The sequence below is a fragment of the Pseudomonas sp. HMWF006 genome (assembly GCF_003061205.1).
GTDB classification, from domain to species: Bacteria; Pseudomonadota; Gammaproteobacteria; order Pseudomonadales; family Pseudomonadaceae; genus Aquipseudomonas; species Aquipseudomonas monsensis.
Genome location: NZ_QAIU01000251.1, coordinates 1 through 17,149 on the forward strand (window position 1 = coordinate 1; position 17,149 = coordinate 17,149).

Here is a 17,149-nt window from a genome sequence, read left to right on the forward strand (position 1 = left end):
ATGCTGGACTTGCCAGTGCCGTTGCGGCCGATGATGCACACCCGCTCACCACGGGCGATCTGCCAGGACACCTTGTCCAACAACGGCATCGCGCCGAATGCAAGGGACACATCGCTGAATTTGAGCAGGGTCATGAGCTTCTCCAAAAACCGGGCGCGCATTCTACCTGACTTAGGGCTTCAACAGGCCGGCAATTTGTCTGTCGAAGCACTCTGCACAACATTTGTTGCGAACTTGTGCTGCATGGGTCGCAAAGCTTTCGCCCGTTGCTGGCAAAAGGCTAAGCTACAGACAATTCAGTGCTGGCCGCGGCCGGTACTTGTCATGATTTCTCTGCCCGGATGTCTCATGCGCAGTCGCCTTTTCAGTGTCTTGTCCTGTTTGCTACTTACCGCCGCTGCCGCTCAATCCGCCCAGGCGGTGGACCTGTCCACCCAACGCCAGTATTACGATGAAGCCAAGCGCGCCCTGGCCAAGGGCGATACCGGCCCATACTTCCGTTACAGCCAGGCCCTGGCCGATTATCCGCTGGAACCGTATCTGGCTTACGACGAGTTGACCGCGCGCCTGAAGACCGCGAGCAACGCCGAGATCGAGAAATTCCTCGCCGAGCACGGCGACCTGCCGCAGGCCAACTGGATGAAACTGCGCTGGTTGCGCTGGCTGGCCGACCGCGGCGACTGGGCGACCTTCACCAGGTATTACGACCCTAAACTGAACTTTACCGAACTGGACTGCCTCAACGCGCAGAACCAGATCAGCAGCGGCCACAAGGCCGAAGGTTACGCCAACGCCGACAAACTGTGGCTGACCGGCAAATCGCAACCGGCGGCCTGTGACGGGCTGTTCGGGATCTGGGCCGCCGATGGCCAACTGACCGAACAGAAACGCTGGGAGCGCACCAAACTGGCCGCCCAGGCGCGTAACTATCCGTTGGCCAACAGTCTGGTCAACGGCCTGACCACCCTCGCCCCACGCGGTCGCTTGTTGGTGGATGTCGCACAGAAGCCCGAACTGCTCAACCAGCCGTCGCGCTTCACCCCGGCCGACGAGCCGATGTCCGACGTGGTCAGCCTCGGCCTGCGTCGCCTCGCCCGTCAGGATCCGGACAAGGCCATGGCCCTGCTCGATGGTTACGCCAGCAGCATGCACTTCTCCCGTGACGAGAAAGTCGCGATCGCCCGGGAAATCGGCCTGACGCTGGCTCGGCGTTTCGACAGCCGGGCGCTGGACGTGATGACCAAGTACGACCCGGAGCTGCGCGACAACACCGTTTCCGAATGGCGCCTGCGCCTGCTGCTGCGTCTGGCCCGCTGGGACGACGCCTATCAGTTGACCCGCCGGCTGCCGCAGGATCTGGCCACCACCAACCGCTGGCGCTATTGGCAGGCCCGCAGTCTGGAACTGGCGCAGCCACGGAACCCGGAAGCGCAGACGCTGTACAAGAATCTGGCCAAGGAACGCGACTTCTACGGCTTCCTGGCCGCCGACCGCTCGCAACTGCCGTACTCGGTGATGAACAAGCCGCTGGTACTGAGCCAGGCGACCATCAACAAAGTGCGTAACACCCCCGGCGTGCGACGCGCCCTGGAATTCCATGCCCGCGGGCAGATCGTCGACGGTCGCCGCGAGTGGTACCACGTCAGCCGCCATTTCAACCGCGATGAAATGGTCGCCCAGGCCAAACTGGCCTACGACCTGAAATGGTACTTCCCGGCAATCCGCACCATCAGTCAGGCGCAATACTGGGATGACCTCGATATCCGTTTCCCGATGGCGCACCGTGACACCCTCGTGCGCGAAGCCAAGGTGCGCGGCCTGCATTCCAGTTGGGTGTTCGCCATCACCCGTCAGGAAAGCGCGTTCATGGACGACGCCCGCTCCGGCGTCGGCGCCAGCGGCCTGATGCAGCTGATGCCCGGCACCGCCAAGGAAACCGCGCGCAAGTTCAGCATCCCGCTGGCCTCGCCGCAGCAAGTGCTCGACCCGGACAAGAACATCCAGCTCGGCGCCGCTTACCTGAGCCAGGTGCACAGCCAGTTCAACGGCAACCGCGTCCTCGCCTCCGCCGCCTACAACGCAGGCCCGGGCCGCGTTCGCCAATGGCTGCGCGGCGCCGACCACCTGAGCTTCGACGTCTGGGTGGAAAGCATCCCGTTCGACGAAACCCGCCAGTATGTGCAGAACGTGCTGTCTTATTCGGTGATCTACGGCCAGAAGCTCAACTCGCCGCAGCCGCTGGTGGATTGGCATGAGCGGTATTTCGATGACCAATGATCTGTAGACGCTGCCGCAGGCGGTGATCTTTTGCTGCAAAAAAATGCCCGCACTTGGATGCGGGCATTTTTTTGCAGCAAGATCAAAGATCGCCGCCTGCGACAACGTCTACACGGCGATCGCGTGGCCGTCGTTGAACTGCAACGCGGCCAACCGCGCGTACAGCGGATTACTGACGATCAGCTCCTGATGGGTGCCGATTGCCACCAGTTTTCCCTGGTCCATCACCGCGATCCGGTCAGCGTTTTTCACGGTAGCCAGACGATGCGCGATCACCAGCGTGGTGCGGTTGTGCATCAGGCTTGGCAGCGCTTCCTGAATCAGGTGTTCGCTTTGCGCATCGAGGGCGCTGGTGGCTTCGTCCAGCAGCAGGATCGGCGCATCGACCAGCAACGCCCGAGCGATCGCCAGACGCTGACGCTGGCCGCCAGAGAGGCCGAGGCCAGCGTCGCCCAGATGCGTCTGATAACCCTGCGGCATCTTTTCGATGAAATCATGGGCGTGGGCGATTTTCGCCGCTTCCTGGACCTGTTCCAGCGTCGCGCCCGGGCAACCGTAACGGATGTTGTCTTCGACGCTGCCGAAAAACAGCGCAGGCGATTGCGAGACCAGGGCGAAATTGCGGCGCAGGTCCAATGGGTCAAGACTGGTGAGCGGCACGCCGTCGATCAGGATCCGCCCTTCAATCGGGTCGTAGAAGCGCAACAGCAAATCGTAAACCGTGGACTTGCCGGCGCCGGACGGCCCGACTAGCGCCAGAGTCTCGCCAGCGCGAATAGTCAGATTCAAGCCATTGACGGCGTAGCTTTCCGGACGCGACGGGTAGGAAAAGCGCACATCCTGCAATTGCAGTTCGCCCTTGACTCGTTCCGGCAAGGTCACCAGTCCCGTGGTCGGGGGCTGGATGATGTTTTGCGAACTTAACAGTTCAGCGATACGCTCGGCAGCACCCGCCGCACGTTGCAGTTCACCGATGACTTCGCTCAAGGTGCCGATCGCACTGCCGACGATCAGGCTGTAGAAGACGAACGCCGCCAGTTCGCCACCGGTGATACGCCCGGCAATTACGTCCATGCCGCCCACCCACAACATCACCGCCACCGCGCCCAGCACCAGCACGATCACCACGGTGATCATCCATGAACGCTGAAAGATGCGTTTACGCGCGGTGTCGAACGCGTCCTCGACGGTTGTCGCGAAACGCTGCTCATCCTGCACCTGATGGTTGTAGGCCTGTACGGTCTTGATCTGGCCGAGGGTTTCGGAAACGTAGCTGCCGATATCGGCGACGCGGTCCTGGCTCAGCCGCGAGAGATTGCGTACACGCCGGCCGAAAATCAGGATCGGTGCGACCACGAACGGCAAGGCAATCACCACGATGCTGGTGAGTTTTGCATTGGTCACGAACAGCAACACGACGCCGCCGATAACCATCAGCAGGTTACGCAGGAACATCGACAGCGAGGAGCCGATCACCGACTGCAGCAGCGTGGTGTCGGCAGTCAGGCGTGACTGGATCTCCGAACTGCGGTTGTTCTCATAAAAGCCGGGGTGCAGATAGACCAGGTGGTTGAACACTTCACGCCGGATATCCGCCACACAGCGCTCGCCAATCCACGACACCCAGTAAAACCGCGCGAACGTGCCGACTGCCAGGCCCAGTACCATCAACATGAAAATGCCGATGCTCTGGTTCAACTGGTGCGGCGACTGGGTCATGAAGCCCCGATCGACCAGCAATTTGATCCCCTGCCCCATCGACAACGTGACAGCGGCGGTGACGATCAACGCCAGCAGCGCACCGATGACCTGCCAACGGTAGGGGGCCAGGAATCGGCTGGTCAGGCGCAGGGCGCGACGGTGCCGGGAAGAAAGCTTCGGGGTCATTCAGGTACACATCCGTGTTGATGAAAGGGGCTAGCCTAAACCTTCTATGGGGTGGAACTCTGTAAATCACAATGAGTCAGGTTAAATATGCCCCCAAAGACTAGGCCATAGTTGCTATCGGTCTAAAGTGCCGGTTGAGACGAGCGGTCATTTCTGTTTGAGTGGAGATGCCGCTTTTGACAGTCCCCAGGGAGTTGTCACAGCCTGGTCACGTGGCGGTTTTAATCTACGCGCACAACCTGATGAGGAGACAGGCCATGTCCTTGCAACACAGCAGCGATGACAAGATTCAAGTGATCCGCACCAAGCCCGGCCAACCTCTTGGTTGCTCCATCATTGACAAGGAGGGGCGTGAAGTACCGATCACTGAAGACATGATCCAGGACGCCTGCCGCGAACTGGAGAAGCGATTGGTCAAGCCTGCCGAACAAAAGTGATATAGCCAGCGTCTTCCGACCCGGCCCCTTTCTGGCCGGGTTTTTTCTGCCCGCAAATTGCCAATTCTGGTGCGACCATCGCGGGAAGGGCCGCGCCCACAAGTCCAGTGGCTAGTTCAAGTCTTGAGTAACACAGAGAACCTGTGGGAGCTGGCTTGCCAGCGATAGAGCCGATTTGATCGCTAGACAGCCACCGCCCCAAGCGCAGCCACAATCCGCTGCAACACTGGCGAATCCCCCTCGATCCGCACCTTCAGCCCCTCGATCTCGCGTCGCACCGGATACTGCTTGCGCAACACATCAAAGGCCGCACGCTGCTCAGCGACATTGCCTACAAGGCTGCGGCGGAAATCCGCATCATCCCGGCGCGGGTCGTACACGCCACGGCACAACATCGCCAGCGCCCAGGCCGGATCGATGTCGGCGTGCAGGGTGACTTGCGACAGCCACGGCGCCGGCAGCAAGTCACTGAGCTGGATGCTCGCCGGTTGGCCAATGAAATTGCAGTAGGCCTGATAGATCTGCGCCGTCCCGCGCTGTTTGCCATCAAGGCTGTAACCGGCAATGTGCGGCGTGGCCAGTACGCAGAGTTCGGCCAGCGCGACATCGACCTCGGGTTCGCCCTCCCAGACATCGAGCGCCGCTTGCAAGTCTTCACGCTCCAGCAGCACTTTACGCAACGCAGCGTTATCGACCACCGGACCGCGCGCAGCATTGATCAGCCAGGCTCCGGGTTTAAGCTGATGCAATCGCGCCTGATCGAGCAGGTGCCAGGTCGCGCCGTCACCGCTGCGGGTCAACGGGGTATGCAGACTGATCACGTCACACTGCTCAAGGATCTGCTCCAGGCTGACGTAATCGCCACCCTCGGCCGCCTGCCGTGGTGGATCGCAGACTTTCACGTTCCAGCCCAGACCTTTGAGCACTTTGATCAGCCGACCACCGACTCGCCGGCACCGACCACGCCATAGGTGCGTTGCGTCAGATCGACGCCTTCGATTTCGGCGAGCGTCATCAGAGTGCCGAGCACGTAATCGACCACCCCCCGAGCGTTGCAACCCGGCGCACTGGACCAGGTGATCCCCGCTTCGGCGAAATAATCGAGGTCCAGGTGATCGGTGCCGATGGTGCACGTGCCCACAAAGCGCACCCGGCTGCCTTCCAGCAACGCCCGGTTGACCTGGGTCACCGAGCGCACCAGCAGCACGTCGGCCTGCTCGACCGTCGCACGGTCGATGGAACGGCCTGGCACCCGGCGGATCTCGCCGAAACCGGCAAAAAAGGCATCGAGCAGCGGGATATTTTCGTCGGCAACAATCAGCATGGCGGGCTCCTTTGGCGGATCGGCAGTTTAGGTGCAGATCCACCGTTGGGCCAGTGCAGACTGTATCGTGGCGAGGGCGCTTGCTCGCGCCAGACTGTGCAGCGGACGGAAAGTCTGCCCTCGGGTTTTCCCTGAGCTACCGCACTGGATAGTCCCGGGGACGCTTCGTCCCCAGCGGGAGCAAGCGCCCTCGCCATAGTTGACGGGTCTGTTGATTACAAATCCGCAACAGAGGATTTTTCCTGACCAAGGTGTCAGCGGCGTAGAATGCGGCGCCTTGCGCATCAACACCTTTGGACGCTTCGCCTGTGAATTCCGTAACTGACCAACCTGTCGCTGTCTCCCTCACCCGCCCCGCGCGTATCCGCCTGGAGTTCAAGACCCTGCTCGCCCTGGCGCTGCCGATCATCATCGCGCAGCTGGCGACCACGGCCATGGGCTTCGTCGATGCAGTCATGGCCGGCCGCGTCGGACCACGGGATCTGGCGGCGGTGGCACTGGGCAACTCGATCTGGGTCCCGGTGTTTCTGCTGATGACTGGCACCCTGCTGGCCACCACCCCCAAGGTTGCCCAACGGTTCGGCGCCGGCACCCACAGCGAAATCGGCCCGATCGTCCGTCAGGCATTGTGGCTGGCGCTGGTGGTCGGCCTGATCGCGACGTCGATGCTGGTCGCCGCCGAGCCGGTGTTGCACCTGATGAAAGTCGATCCGGAATTGATCGGCCCGTGCATGCAGTACCTGCACGGTATCGCCAGCGGTCTGCCAGCGGTTGCGATCTATCACGTGCTGCGCTGCACCAGTGACGGCATCGGCCGCACCCGTCCGGCGATGGTGCTGGGCCTGTGCGGTCTGGCACTGAACATTCCGCTGAACTACATCTTCATCTATGGCCACTTCGGCGTGCCGGCCATGGGCGGCGTCGGCTGCGGTTGGGCCACGGCAATCGTGATGTGGGTCATGGCGCTGGGTCTGGCCGGTTACGAGCGCTGGGCCCCGGCCTATCGTTCGAGTGAGATCTTCAGCCGCTTCGACTGGCCACAATGGGCAGTGATCAAGCGTCTGCTGGCGGTCGGTCTGCCGATCGGCATCGCGGTGTTTGCCGAGTCGAGCATCTTCGCCGTGATCGCGCTGTTGATCGGCAGCCTCGGCGCCACTGTGGTGGCCGGGCATCAGATTGCGCTGAACGTCAGCTCACTGGTGTTCATGATTCCGTATTCCCTTGGCATGGCGGTGACCGTCCGCGTCGGCCAGGCACTCGGTCGTGAAGAGCCCCGGGAAGCACGTTTCGCCGCCGGCGTCGGCATGGGCACCGCGCTGGCGTACGCCTGTCTGTCGGCGAGCATGATGCTGTTGTTGCGCGAGCCGATTGCGGCGATCTACACCGCTGATCCGACCGTGATTCATATCGCGGCGATGCTGATCGTGTACTCGGCGCTGTTCCAGTTTTCCGACGCGATTCAGGTCACTGCCGCCGGCGCCCTGCGCGGTTATCAGGACACGCGGGTGACGATGATCCTGACCTTGTTCGCCTACTGGGGTATCGGTTTGCCGGTGGGTTACGCCCTCGGTTTGACCGACTGGCTCGGCGCGCCACGGGGCCCGAGTGGTTTGTGGCAAGGTTTGATCGTCGGTTTGAGCTGTGCGGCACTGATGTTGTCGATCCGTCTGACCCGCAGTGCGCGCAAGCGTATCCGGATCAGTCGTTCGCTGGGCTGAGCCTTCTCTTTAAACCGGAACAAAAAATGTGGGAGCCAGCCTGCTGGCGATGGCGGTATACCAGTAACAGAAATGTTGACTGACACACCGCCATCGCCAGCAAGCTGGCTCCCACAGTTGTTTGTGCGCTGCCTTGGTTTCAGGCGTGTTTCTTGCGGATCCAGTACAGATAGGTACCGGACTCTTCGTGCTGCTCGACCAGCTCGTGGTCGAGAAACACGCAGAACTTGGGAATGTCGCGCTTGGTCGAGGGATCGGTGGCGATCACCTTGAGCAGGCCGCCGGGCACCAGATCGCGAATGTGCTGGTGCAGCATCATCACCGGCTCCGGGCAATTGAGGCCGGTGGCGTCGAGGGTGCCGTCGACCGGGGTATCGATCATTTCACTCATGATTCACTCCTGAAACTGGCCGGCATTGTCGCGCATTGCCGAGCGTGTGGCGAGGGAGCTTGCTCCCGCTCGGCGGCGTAGCCGTCGTAAAACCTTTTTGCCCGGTGCGCCGGAACTAACATGGATGCTGAATTCAGGGCCGCTTCGCAGCCCTGCGGGAGCAAGTCACTCGCCATAACGGCCAGTTACATATTTCAGCGGGATTTGGCTTTCTTGATGTCGTGACGGCGCAGGTGGCACGTCACTTCTTCGCGGTCGTGATACAGCTGTTTGCAGCCGATATCGACCTTGATCCCACGGGCCTTGAAACCATCGGCGATGCGCTCGAGCAAACGTTTCACTTCGGCATAACGCTGCTTCATCGGCAGCTTCAGATTGACCACCGCCTCGCGGCAATGGCCCTCGCCAATCCACTCTTCGAGCATCGCCGCGTTACGCGCCGGCTTCTCGACGATGTCGCAGACCATCCAGTCCACCGGTTGCTTGGGCTTGAAGGTGAAACCATCGGCCATCAGGTGCTGAACCAGGCCAGTGTCCATCAGGCTTTCAGCCATCGGACCGTTATCAATGGCGGTCACCAGCATGCCGCGGTTGACCAGTTGCCAGGTCCAACCACCCGGCGCGGCGCCGAGATCCACACCGGTCATGTCACTGTGCAAGCGATCTTCCCACTGATCCCGCGGAATGAAGTGGTGCCAGGCCTCTTCCAGTTTCAACGTCGAACGGCTGGGCGCTTCTCGGGGAAACTTCAGGCGTGGAATACCCATTGGCCACATCGCCGAGTTACCCGCATCAGCCATGCCGAGGAACACTTCGCGGCCACTCTTGAAGGTCAGCAACAGACGCGGCTTGCTGGCGTCCTCCACCAGTTTGCCGGCAGCAGTCAATGCCTTGCGCAGCGGACCTTCGAATTTCTTGCAGAAATTCGACAGCTCCTTGCCATCGTTGGTGTCGACGACTTCCAGCCACAGGCTGCCGAATACCGGAAAATCGGCCATGTGCGCGAGGATCACGCTGATGCGGTCGTTTTCCGGCAGATCAATGAAAAGTCCGCGCGCCCACTGGCGTGGGAAAATCAACTCGGCAAAACGCTGACCGCGCATCAGGCGCTCGGCGCCGTCTTCTTCGGTGCAGACGAACTCGGCGTACGCAGTGGCCGCTTTGGCCTTGGCGTAACCGGCCACGTTGAGCTGGGCGGCGAGGTCGGAAATTTCCGAACAGACTTCGCCTTCGAAGCCTGGCCGGCAATGCATGAATAGGGTGTTCATTCTTACTCCTGGGCAGAGGGCGGACATTCGGCCCCTGCGCGCTGCTCAAGCCCTGCGATGAAGCAAAGCCTGTCACGAAAACCGGCGCATGATAGCCGAGTTCGGAACCTTGGACTTATTGATAGAGTCCAGTTATTAGCCAGCTACTGAAAACAGGGCTACGTTGATAGCTCTGCCCGTCCCCTCCGTCCGTAGCCGTGCGGACTCAAAGGAGTGATCGTAATGCCGTCCCTCGATAGTCTGAAGACCCTCAAAACCCTGCAGATCGACCAAAAGACCTACCACTATTTCAGTCTGCCGGATGCCGCGAAAAGCCTGGGCAATATCGACCAGTTGCCGATGTCGCTGAAAGTCCTGCTGGAAAACCTGCTGCGCTGGGAAGATGAAAAAACCGTCACCGGCGCCGACCTCAAGGCGATTGCCGCCTGGCTCAAGGAGCGCCGCTCCGACCGCGAGATCCAGTACCGCCCGGCCCGCGTATTGATGCAAGACTTTACCGGCGTACCCGCCGTAGTCGACCTCGCCGCGATGCGTGCGGCGATGGCCAAGGCCGGCGGCGATCCGCAGCGGATCAACCCGCTGTCGCCGGTGGACCTGGTGATCGACCACTCGGTGATGGTCGACAAATTCGGCAGCGCCAGCGCGTTTGAACAGAACGTCGACATCGAAATGCAGCGTAACGGCGAACGTTATGCGTTCCTGCGCTGGGGTCAAAGCGCCTTCGACAACTTCAGCGTGGTGCCGCCGGGTACCGGGATCTGTCATCAGGTCAACCTCGAATACCTCGGGCGCACGGTGTGGACCAAGGATGAGGACGGGCGCACCTACGCATTCCCCGACACCCTGGTCGGCACCGACTCCCACACCACCATGATCAATGGCCTCGGCGTGCTCGGCTGGGGCGTCGGCGGCATCGAGGCGGAAGCGGCGATGCTCGGGCAGCCGGTGTCGATGCTGATTCCGGAAGTCATCGGCTTCAAACTCACCGGCAAGCTCAAGGAAGGCATCACCGCCACCGACCTGGTGCTGACCGTCACGCAGATGCTGCGCAAAAAAGGCGTGGTCGGCAAATTCGTCGAGTTCTACGGTGACGGCCTCGCCGACCTGCCGCTGGCCGACCGCGCGACCATCGCTAATATGGCCCCGGAATACGGGGCCACCTGTGGCTTCTTCCCGGTCGATGATGTGACCCTGGAATACCTGCGCCTGTCGGGTCGTCCGCCTGAAGTGGTGAAACTGGTCGAGGCCTACACCAAGGCCCAGGGCCTGTGGCGCCTGCCTGGTCAGGAACCGGTGTTCACTGACAGCCTGGCGCTGGACATGGGCAGCGTCGAAGCCAGTCTGGCCGGGCCGAAACGCCCGCAGGACCGGGTCTCGTTGCCGAATGTCGCACAAGCCTTCAGTGATTTCATGGACCTGCAATTCAAACCCACCAGCAAGGAAGAAGGTCGCCTGGAAAGCGAAGGTGGTGGTGGCGTGGCCGTGGGCAACGCCGATCTGGTCGGCGAAACCGAGTACGAATACGAAGGCCACACCTATCGCCTGAAGAACGGCGCGGTAGTGATCGCCGCGATCACCTCCTGCACCAACACCTCCAACCCGAGCGTGATGATGGCGGCCGGTCTGCTGGCGAAAAAAGCCGTAGAGAAGGGCCTGACGCGCAAGCCGTGGGTGAAGAGTTCGCTGGCGCCCGGCTCGAAAGTGGTCACCGACTACTACAAGGCCGCCGGGCTGACGCAATACCTCGATCAACTCGGGTTCTCGCTGGTCGGCTACGGCTGCACCACGTGCATCGGCAACTCCGGACCGCTGCCGGAGCCGATCGAGAAAGCTATCCAGAAAGCCGATCTCACCGTGGCGTCGGTGCTGTCCGGCAACCGCAACTTCGAAGGCCGAGTGCATCCGCTGGTCAAGACCAACTGGCTGGCGTCGCCGCCGCTGGTGGTCGCTTACGCCCTGGCCGGCAGCGTGCGCACCGACATCAGCAGCGAGCCACTGGGCAACGATCAGCAAGGCAATCCGGTGTACCTGCGTGACATCTGGCCGAGCAGCCAGGAAATCGCCGCTGCGGTAAATCAGGTCAACACCGCAATGTTCCACAAGGAATACGCCGAAGTGTTTGCCGGTGATGAACAGTGGCAAGCAATCGAAGTACCGCAAGCGGCGACCTATGTCTGGCAGGACGATTCGACGTACATCCAGCATCCGCCATTTTTCGACGATATTGGCGGGCCGTTGCCGGAGATCAGCGATGTCAAAGCGGCGAAGGTGCTGGCATTGCTCGGCGATTCAGTGACCACCGACCACATCTCCCCTGCCGGTAACATCAAGGCTGACAGTCCGGCCGGGCGTTATCTGCGCGAAAAAGGTGTGGAACCACGGGACTTCAACTCCTACGGTTCACGCCGTGGCAACCATGAAGTGATGATGCGCGGCACCTTCGCCAACATCCGCATCCGCAACGAAATGCTCGGCGGCGAAGAAGGTGGCAACACCCTGTACATCCCGAGTGGCGAGAAGATGGCGATCTATGACGCCGCCATGCGTTATCAGGCCGACGGCACGCCACTGGTAGTGATTGCCGGTCAGGAATACGGCACCGGCTCCAGCCGCGACTGGGCGGCCAAAGGCACTAATCTGCTGGGCGTCAAAGCGGTAATCGCCGAAAGCTTCGAGCGCATCCATCGTTCCAACCTGGTGGGCATGGGCGTGTTACCGCTGCAGTTCAAGCTCGATCAGAACCGCAAGAGCCTCAATCTCACTGGCAAGGAAACCTTCGAGATTCAGGGCCTGACCGGCGTCGAGCTGACACCGCGGATGAATTTGCCGCTGGTGATCACCCGTGAAGACGGGCGTCAGGAGAAGATCGAGGTGTTGTGCCGGATCGATACCTTGAACGAGGTTGAATACTTTAAATCGGGCGGGATCCTGCATTACGTCCTGCGCCAACTGATCGCCTCATAACGCGCGCCCTCTGTAGAAACGGCCGAAGGCTGCGATCTTTAGATTTGGTTTTAAGATCAAGATCAAAAGATCGCAGCCTTCGGCAACTCTTACAGGGGGTTTACTTTTCCATGGACGAAAAAAAACCCGCCGAAGCGGGTTTTTCCCAAGACCATTATCGACTCCCTGTCGGCAGCGATCCTTGCAAATGGTCGATCATCCATGATCCTGAAACACTCCCTGTGTCCAGTTGATGGGTGTAGATTACGCTCTGGATCCAATCGGCAATAGTCGTAAAAGCTACCAGTGCGTGTAAGACATTCGCTATAGACCCCCTTCCGAAAACCCTTAGCCCTGTCAGTTGTCGAGCATGGCAGCTGTTATCTGCGCGACTTTCAGCGGCCACGACGTTTGGGCCTGCTGGTCATTTTCGAAAAACCACCAGTACCCAGCGTTTCAACCAGGGCTGGAAAACCTCAGCCGCCGTCACGCTCACGTGCCCGGGCGCTCTCGGCAAGAAACTGTTCGAGCCGGCTCAACTGCTCCTCCCAGCCACGGCTGTCCATGTAATAGGCCTCTTTCTGGCGGACATCGGGAATGTGCGCGAAGCCGGACTCTGACACCTTGAGCAGCGTGCCGTTCTCGAAGTCTTCCAGTTCGAACTTGACCAGTGTGGTCGGCTCCTGGGAATAGTCGATCTTCGGATTCACGGCATACGGATGCCAGCGGAACGAGAACAACTGCTGCGGTTCGACCCGCTCGATCAGCACATTCCACAACACATGTTCATAACCCGGATACGTGACTTGCCCTTGCGTCCATTCGCCGGCAATGAACCGCCTGCCCTCCAGCGCCACTCCAAACCACTGGCCAAACGCCTCGGCATCGACCAATGCACGCCAGACATGGGACCGTGGCGCCTTGAGAGTGATTTTGCGTTCGAAACTATTGGGTACTGGTTTCATACGTCACCTCCTGTTCTGAACACTAGGCTCGTATGACCACATGTCCAACCTGAAGTTGTATCAAACGGTCAACGGCCCGGGCTCGACCTTTGACCGTTGCGTCTAAACTCAGCTGTTATTCCGGCAGACATTGGAGCAGAACATGCAGTCTCCGCACTATGCCGCCCTCTGGGCATCACTGCTGACGCTGTCAGCCTGCGTCAGTTCCGTAGACCACTGGAGCAAGCCTGGCGCGTCCCAGGCGACAGTGGAGCACGACAAAGCCGAGTGCCAGTATCAGGCCAAGTCGGCGACTGCCAGTTACAACAGCACGCCGTCGGACAAGAGCATGGAAGCGGCGGTCGGCGCCGGAGTGGGTGACGGAATTGTGGTGGCGGAGAAACAGATCGACCTGACCAATGACTGCATGCGCCTGCGCGGTTACAGCGGGAGTTGAGTCTGATCGCTACAATGCCGGTTATTCCCGTCATCTACAGTGAGCCCCGCCTATGTCCCCACGTTTTTTCCTGGCCCTGTCGCCCCTGGTGTTCACCCCCCTAGCCCACGCCGCCGTCGACTGCGCCAATGCCAGCGATCAGGCGACGATGAATCAGTGTGCCGGACAGGACTTCAAGGCAGCGGACAAAGAATTGAATGCGCTGTATCAGCAGATCACCGGGCGCTTGAAGGACAACCCGGAGGGCAAGAAGTTGTTGGTCAGCGCGCAGCGGGCGTGGATCGGATTTCGCGATGCCGAGTGCAAGTTTTCATCGTCGGGTGTAACGGGCGGAAGTGTTTATCCCTGGGTTTACAGCAATTGCCTGACGGCGGTGACCAAGGTCCGGGTCGAGGCGCTGAAGCAGTATTTGAAGTGTGAGGAAGGGGATATGAGTTGCCCGGTACCAGGGGCCTGAGGTTGTAGTGGATTAGCTGGTGGCGGTTTTCAATCCAGTATTGAGTGAAGACCACCACGTTGCAGCGACGACAGCGACCAGCATAGATCCCTGACACATCCTGAAACGCCTACTGCCAGCGCATGACTTAAGCACAGCCTCAGATCGCCGATAAATGACTTACAACCAACGATCAGGGAATGACGACATGGCGATCTCTTTAAACTCTGCTCTTATTCAGCCTTCAGCCGCTGAACTGACCAAATCCGCACAACCGCTGAACATAAAGTCGCTCAGCGAAGACCTCCAGAAGACGGCAGTCAACCTCAATCCGGCGGCGGTTTATCATCCCAGTGATGACGCCCAGACTGTCAGCCCGACCCTCGAAGCGATCGACGTCTGGCTTGGCCGCCCCCAGGCTGCAGACTTCCCGAAAATCGCCGAACAGCATAGAAATACCCACGAATCGCTGAAGCTGGCGTTCGAGGACTTCAAGTCGGCGTTGAGTAACACTTTTCCGGATCTGGCCAACAAGAAATTCGGTTTTACCGTTGAAACCGATGGCAGCCTCAAGGCATTGAATTCCAACAGTGAGCTGAGCGCCTCAGACATGGAGCAATTGAACGCCCTGCTCAATGCCTCTGGCGCACTCAAAACCGCGGCGAACAGCTACCGCGACACCTCCATCGAACTGGTCGCGGCCGATGCCGGGTGGGGAGGCAGCCTCTTGGGCAAATACAACCTGACCAAAGAAAACTTCGCCAACACCATTGATCTGGCGGCCCTGTTTATACCCAAGGGCAAAGCGCCGAGCGCTGAAGCCATCGACGGCCTGTTCTCTCATCAGTTGTGGCGTAAAGGCGAACTGGGGACACCGGCGTCGGATGCCGCCATCGTCGCCGCACGCGAGGCCGCTATCAATGCCAAAAGAATCGACGAAAAAGTCTGATTGCCCCGCGCAGCCGCTGTCGGTCAAACATGCGGATCACCCGGCGCCTTGGTTGGCGCCGCGTACTGCGGCTTGAGATGGCCGTCCTGATCAAGTAGCCAGGCGTCCATGATCTGCCGCACGACAGGGCCGGCAACCCGACCACCGGCCTCACCGTTTTCGATCATGACCGAGATCGCGATCTTCGGATGCTCGGCCGGGGCGAAGCCGACGAACAAGGCGTTGTCGCGATGGCGTTCGAGGGTCTTCTCGCGGTTGTAGCGCTCGCCCTGTTTGATCGCCACCACCTGCGCAGTACCACTCTTGCCGGCAATGCGGTATTGCGCCCCTGCAGCGGCCGCACGGGCGATGCCGCGGGCGTCGTGCATCACCATTTGCATACCGTGGTTGACCTGTTCCCAGTCGCGCGGATCCTTGAGCAGGATGTTCGGCATGGGATGCTCGTCGACCGGTGCGACACCATCGACGGTCTTGGCCAGGTGCGGCCGGTTCCATACGCCCTTGTTGGCGATCAGCGCAGTGGCCTGGGCCAGTTGCAGCGGCGTGACCTGCATATAGCCCTGGCCGATGCCAAGGATCACGGTTTCACCCGGGAACCAGGCCTGGCGTCGAGTGGCGCGCTTCCAGGCTTGGGATGGCATCAGGCCTGGCGACTCTTCGAACATGTCCAGCGAGACTTTCTCACCGAGGCCGAACATGGCCATGTAATCGTGCAGGCGATCAATGCCGAGCTTGTGCGCCAGATCGTAGAAGTAGGTGTCGTTGGAGCGCATGATCGCGGCGTCCATGTCTACCCAGCCATCGCCGCTGTGGTTCCAGTTACGGTACTTGTGATCGAAATCCGGGAGCTGATAGTAACCCGGGTCGAAGACGCGGGTCTGTGGGGTCACCACACCCGCATCGAGACCGGCGATTGCCACCTCTGGCTTGATTGTTGAGCCCGGCGCGTACAAGCCGCGCAATACGCGGTTGAACAGCGGCCGGTCGATGGAATCACGCAGCGCCGAGTACTCCTTGGAACTGATGCCCGTGACAAACAGATTAGGGTCGAAACTCGGGTTGCTGACCATGGCGAGCACTTCGCCCGTGGACGGGTCGAGCGCGACGACGGAGCCACGACGATCGCCCAGAGCAGCTTCGGCGGCTTCCTGCAGTTTGACGTCGAGGCTCAGAACGATGTTTTTGCCGGGCACAGGATCAGTGTGTTTGAGCACCCGCAGCACACGCCCCTGGGCGTTGGTTTCCACTTCTTCGTAGCCAACGTGACCGTGCAGCTGAGCTTCATAGAAGCGTTCAATACCGGTTTTACCGATGGACTGGGTGCCGCGGTATTCAACCGAATCGAGGGCCTTGGATTCTTTTTCGTTGATCCGGCCGACGTAACCGATCGAATGGGCGAAATGGGCGCCGAGCGGATAATGGCGGACGAACTGCGGTTCAACGTCGAGTCCTGGCAGGCGGAATTCGTTGACCGCCAGCACAGCGATCTGCTCTTCCGTCAGCTCATAGAACAGTGTTACTGGCGTGAAGGGATGGCGGGACTGCTTCATGGCCTTGTCGAACACCGTGCGATCTTCGGCAGGCAGGTGCAGCAGATTGATGACATCGTCCAGCTCCCGATTGACGTCAGTGGCGCGTTCACGGGTGATCGTCAGGTTGTAGCTGGGGCGGTTGTCGGCCAGCAGCACACCATTGCGGTCGTAGATCAGGCCGCGTGTCGGCGGGATGGGCAAGACGTGGACACGATTGTTTTCTGAGATGGTGGAGTGGTAGTCGAACTCCACCACTTGCAGGATGTAAAGGCGTACCACCAGGGCGCAGCTAATGGCGAAGACGAACAAGGCGCAGGCGATCAACCGCTTGTTGACCAGACGCGTCTCTTTTTCGTGGTCCTTGATCGGGATGGCTTCAGGCATTTCTACAGCGACTCTTTTACATAAATGAGTGCCGATCCGTGGGCATGACATCAGTCCGTTAAAAAACGAGCTGCACCATACCAAAAACTACCCGGTCACTTCAGAACGATTTTTCCCAATGGCAGCTCTTGCGACGGCTGGATCTGACCTGAAACTTTCCTGCGGGCAAAACAAAACCCCAACTGCTTTCGCAATTGGGGTT

At 60.2% G+C, this 17,149-nt stretch carries 13 protein-coding genes and 1 pseudogene; 7 read left to right on the forward strand and 7 right to left on the reverse strand.

Annotation, left to right across the window (positions count from 1 at the left end):
- A partial coding sequence (locus DBR24_RS10235) for an ATP-binding cassette domain-containing protein (RefSeq protein WP_128614671.1) occupies window positions 1–134 on the reverse strand: 134 nt, incomplete at its 3' end.
- A 214-nt stretch (window positions 135–348) separates the two neighbouring features.
- On the opposite strand from DBR24_RS10235, the gene DBR24_RS10240 reads away from it, so the two are divergent.
- Window positions 349–2,277: a transglycosylase SLT domain-containing protein gene (locus tag DBR24_RS10240; protein ID WP_128614672.1), complete on the forward strand. Its 1,929-nt coding sequence runs from the start codon at window positions 349–351 to the stop codon at window positions 2,275–2,277.
- A gap of 108 nt (window positions 2,278–2,385) precedes the next feature.
- Here the strand turns inward: DBR24_RS10240 and DBR24_RS10245 are convergent, their stop codons facing one another.
- The gene (locus tag DBR24_RS10245; RefSeq protein WP_128614673.1) at window positions 2,386–4,164 is read right to left on the reverse strand and encodes an ABC transporter transmembrane domain-containing protein; all 1,779 of its coding nucleotides are present in this window, start codon (window positions 4,162–4,164) and stop codon (window positions 2,386–2,388) included.
- Between the two features lie 257 nt (window positions 4,165–4,421).
- On the opposite strand from DBR24_RS10245, the gene DBR24_RS10250 reads away from it, so the two are divergent.
- Window positions 4,422–4,601 (forward strand): PA1571 family protein, encoded by a 180-nt coding sequence (locus tag DBR24_RS10250; protein ID WP_123461915.1) that lies wholly within the window; start codon window positions 4,422–4,424, stop codon window positions 4,599–4,601.
- 182 nt (window positions 4,602–4,783) lie between these two features.
- Here DBR24_RS10250 and pdxB read toward each other — a convergent pair.
- Window positions 4,784–5,925: pseudogene (pdxB, locus tag DBR24_RS10255) on the reverse strand (4-phosphoerythronate dehydrogenase PdxB).
- 308 nt (window positions 5,926–6,233) lie between these two features.
- On the opposite strand from pdxB, the gene DBR24_RS10260 reads away from it, so the two are divergent.
- Window positions 6,234–7,643: an MATE family efflux transporter gene (locus DBR24_RS10260; protein ID WP_123461911.1), complete on the forward strand. Its 1,410-nt coding sequence runs from the start codon at window positions 6,234–6,236 to the stop codon at window positions 7,641–7,643.
- Window positions 7,644–7,782: 139 nt separating this feature from the next.
- On the opposite strand, the gene tusA is transcribed toward DBR24_RS10260, so the two are convergent.
- On the reverse strand, window positions 7,783–8,034 hold the full coding sequence (tusA, locus tag DBR24_RS10265) for a sulfurtransferase TusA (protein WP_123461909.1): 252 nt from the start codon (window positions 8,032–8,034) through the stop codon (window positions 7,783–7,785).
- Window positions 8,035–8,228: 194 nt separating this feature from the next.
- Window positions 8,229–9,302 (reverse strand): 23S rRNA (cytidine(2498)-2'-O)-methyltransferase RlmM, encoded by a 1,074-nt coding sequence (gene rlmM, locus DBR24_RS10270; protein WP_123461907.1) that lies wholly within the window; start codon window positions 9,300–9,302, stop codon window positions 8,229–8,231.
- Between the two features lie 222 nt (window positions 9,303–9,524).
- Between rlmM and acnA the strand changes: the two genes are divergently transcribed.
- Window positions 9,525–12,266, forward strand: a complete 2,742-nt coding sequence (acnA, locus tag DBR24_RS10275) for an aconitate hydratase AcnA (protein ID WP_123461905.1) — start codon at window positions 9,525–9,527, stop codon at window positions 12,264–12,266.
- A gap of 455 nt (window positions 12,267–12,721) precedes the next feature.
- Here the strand turns inward: acnA and DBR24_RS10280 are convergent, their stop codons facing one another.
- On the reverse strand, window positions 12,722–13,210 hold the full coding sequence (locus DBR24_RS10280) for an SRPBCC family protein (protein ID WP_128614674.1): 489 nt from the start codon (window positions 13,208–13,210) through the stop codon (window positions 12,722–12,724).
- A 142-nt stretch (window positions 13,211–13,352) separates the two neighbouring features.
- Between DBR24_RS10280 and DBR24_RS10285 the strand changes: the two genes are divergently transcribed.
- The 3 genes from DBR24_RS10285 to DBR24_RS10295 all read left to right on the forward strand — a co-directional run bounded on the left by DBR24_RS10285 (window position 13,353) and on the right by DBR24_RS10295 (window position 15,031).
- Window positions 13,353–13,646: a hypothetical protein gene (locus DBR24_RS10285; RefSeq protein ID WP_128614675.1), complete on the forward strand. Its 294-nt coding sequence runs from the start codon at window positions 13,353–13,355 to the stop codon at window positions 13,644–13,646.
- Between the two features lie 52 nt (window positions 13,647–13,698).
- Window positions 13,699–14,103, forward strand: a complete 405-nt coding sequence (locus DBR24_RS10290; RefSeq protein WP_128614676.1) for a lysozyme inhibitor LprI family protein — start codon at window positions 13,699–13,701, stop codon at window positions 14,101–14,103.
- 187 nt (window positions 14,104–14,290) lie between these two features.
- A complete protein-coding gene (locus DBR24_RS10295) occupies window positions 14,291–15,031 on the forward strand; it encodes a hypothetical protein (RefSeq protein ID WP_128614677.1) in 741 nt (246 codons plus the stop codon).
- Window positions 15,032–15,054: 23 nt separating this feature from the next.
- On the opposite strand, the gene mrdA is transcribed toward DBR24_RS10295, so the two are convergent.
- Window positions 15,055–16,947 carry a penicillin-binding protein 2 gene (gene mrdA / locus DBR24_RS10300; RefSeq protein WP_128614678.1) on the reverse strand — a complete coding sequence of 631 codons (1,893 nt, stop codon included), beginning with the start codon at window positions 16,945–16,947 and terminating at the stop codon, window positions 15,055–15,057.
- Between the last annotated feature and the right edge of the window lie 202 nt (window positions 16,948–17,149).

Excerpts from the sequence above, each read along its gene's own strand:
- DBR24_RS10240 (WP_128614672.1), top strand. The coding sequence starts at position 349 with ATGCGCAGTCGCCTTTTCAGTGTCTTGTCCTGTTTGCTACTTACCGCC.
- DBR24_RS10245 (WP_128614673.1), bottom strand. The coding sequence starts at position 4,164 with ATGACCCCGAAGCTTTCTTCCCGGCACCGTCGCGCCCTGCGCCTGACC.
- DBR24_RS10250 (WP_123461915.1), top strand. The coding sequence starts at position 4,422 with ATGTCCTTGCAACACAGCAGCGATGACAAGATTCAAGTGATCCGCACC.
- tusA (WP_123461909.1), bottom strand. The coding sequence starts at position 8,034 with ATGAGTGAAATGATCGATACCCCGGTCGACGGCACCCTCGACGCCACC.
- rlmM (WP_123461907.1), bottom strand. The coding sequence starts at position 9,302 with ATGAACACCCTATTCATGCATTGCCGGCCAGGCTTCGAAGGCGAAGTC.
- acnA (WP_123461905.1), top strand. The coding sequence starts at position 9,525 with ATGCCGTCCCTCGATAGTCTGAAGACCCTCAAAACCCTGCAGATCGAC.
- DBR24_RS10280 (WP_128614674.1), bottom strand. The coding sequence starts at position 13,210 with ATGAAACCAGTACCCAATAGTTTCGAACGCAAAATCACTCTCAAGGCG.
- DBR24_RS10285 (WP_128614675.1), top strand. The coding sequence starts at position 13,353 with ATGCAGTCTCCGCACTATGCCGCCCTCTGGGCATCACTGCTGACGCTG.
- DBR24_RS10290 (WP_128614676.1), top strand. The coding sequence starts at position 13,699 with ATGTCCCCACGTTTTTTCCTGGCCCTGTCGCCCCTGGTGTTCACCCCC.
- DBR24_RS10295 (WP_128614677.1), top strand. The coding sequence starts at position 14,291 with ATGGCGATCTCTTTAAACTCTGCTCTTATTCAGCCTTCAGCCGCTGAA.
- mrdA (WP_128614678.1), bottom strand. The coding sequence starts at position 16,947 with ATGCCTGAAGCCATCCCGATCAAGGACCACGAAAAAGAGACGCGTCTG.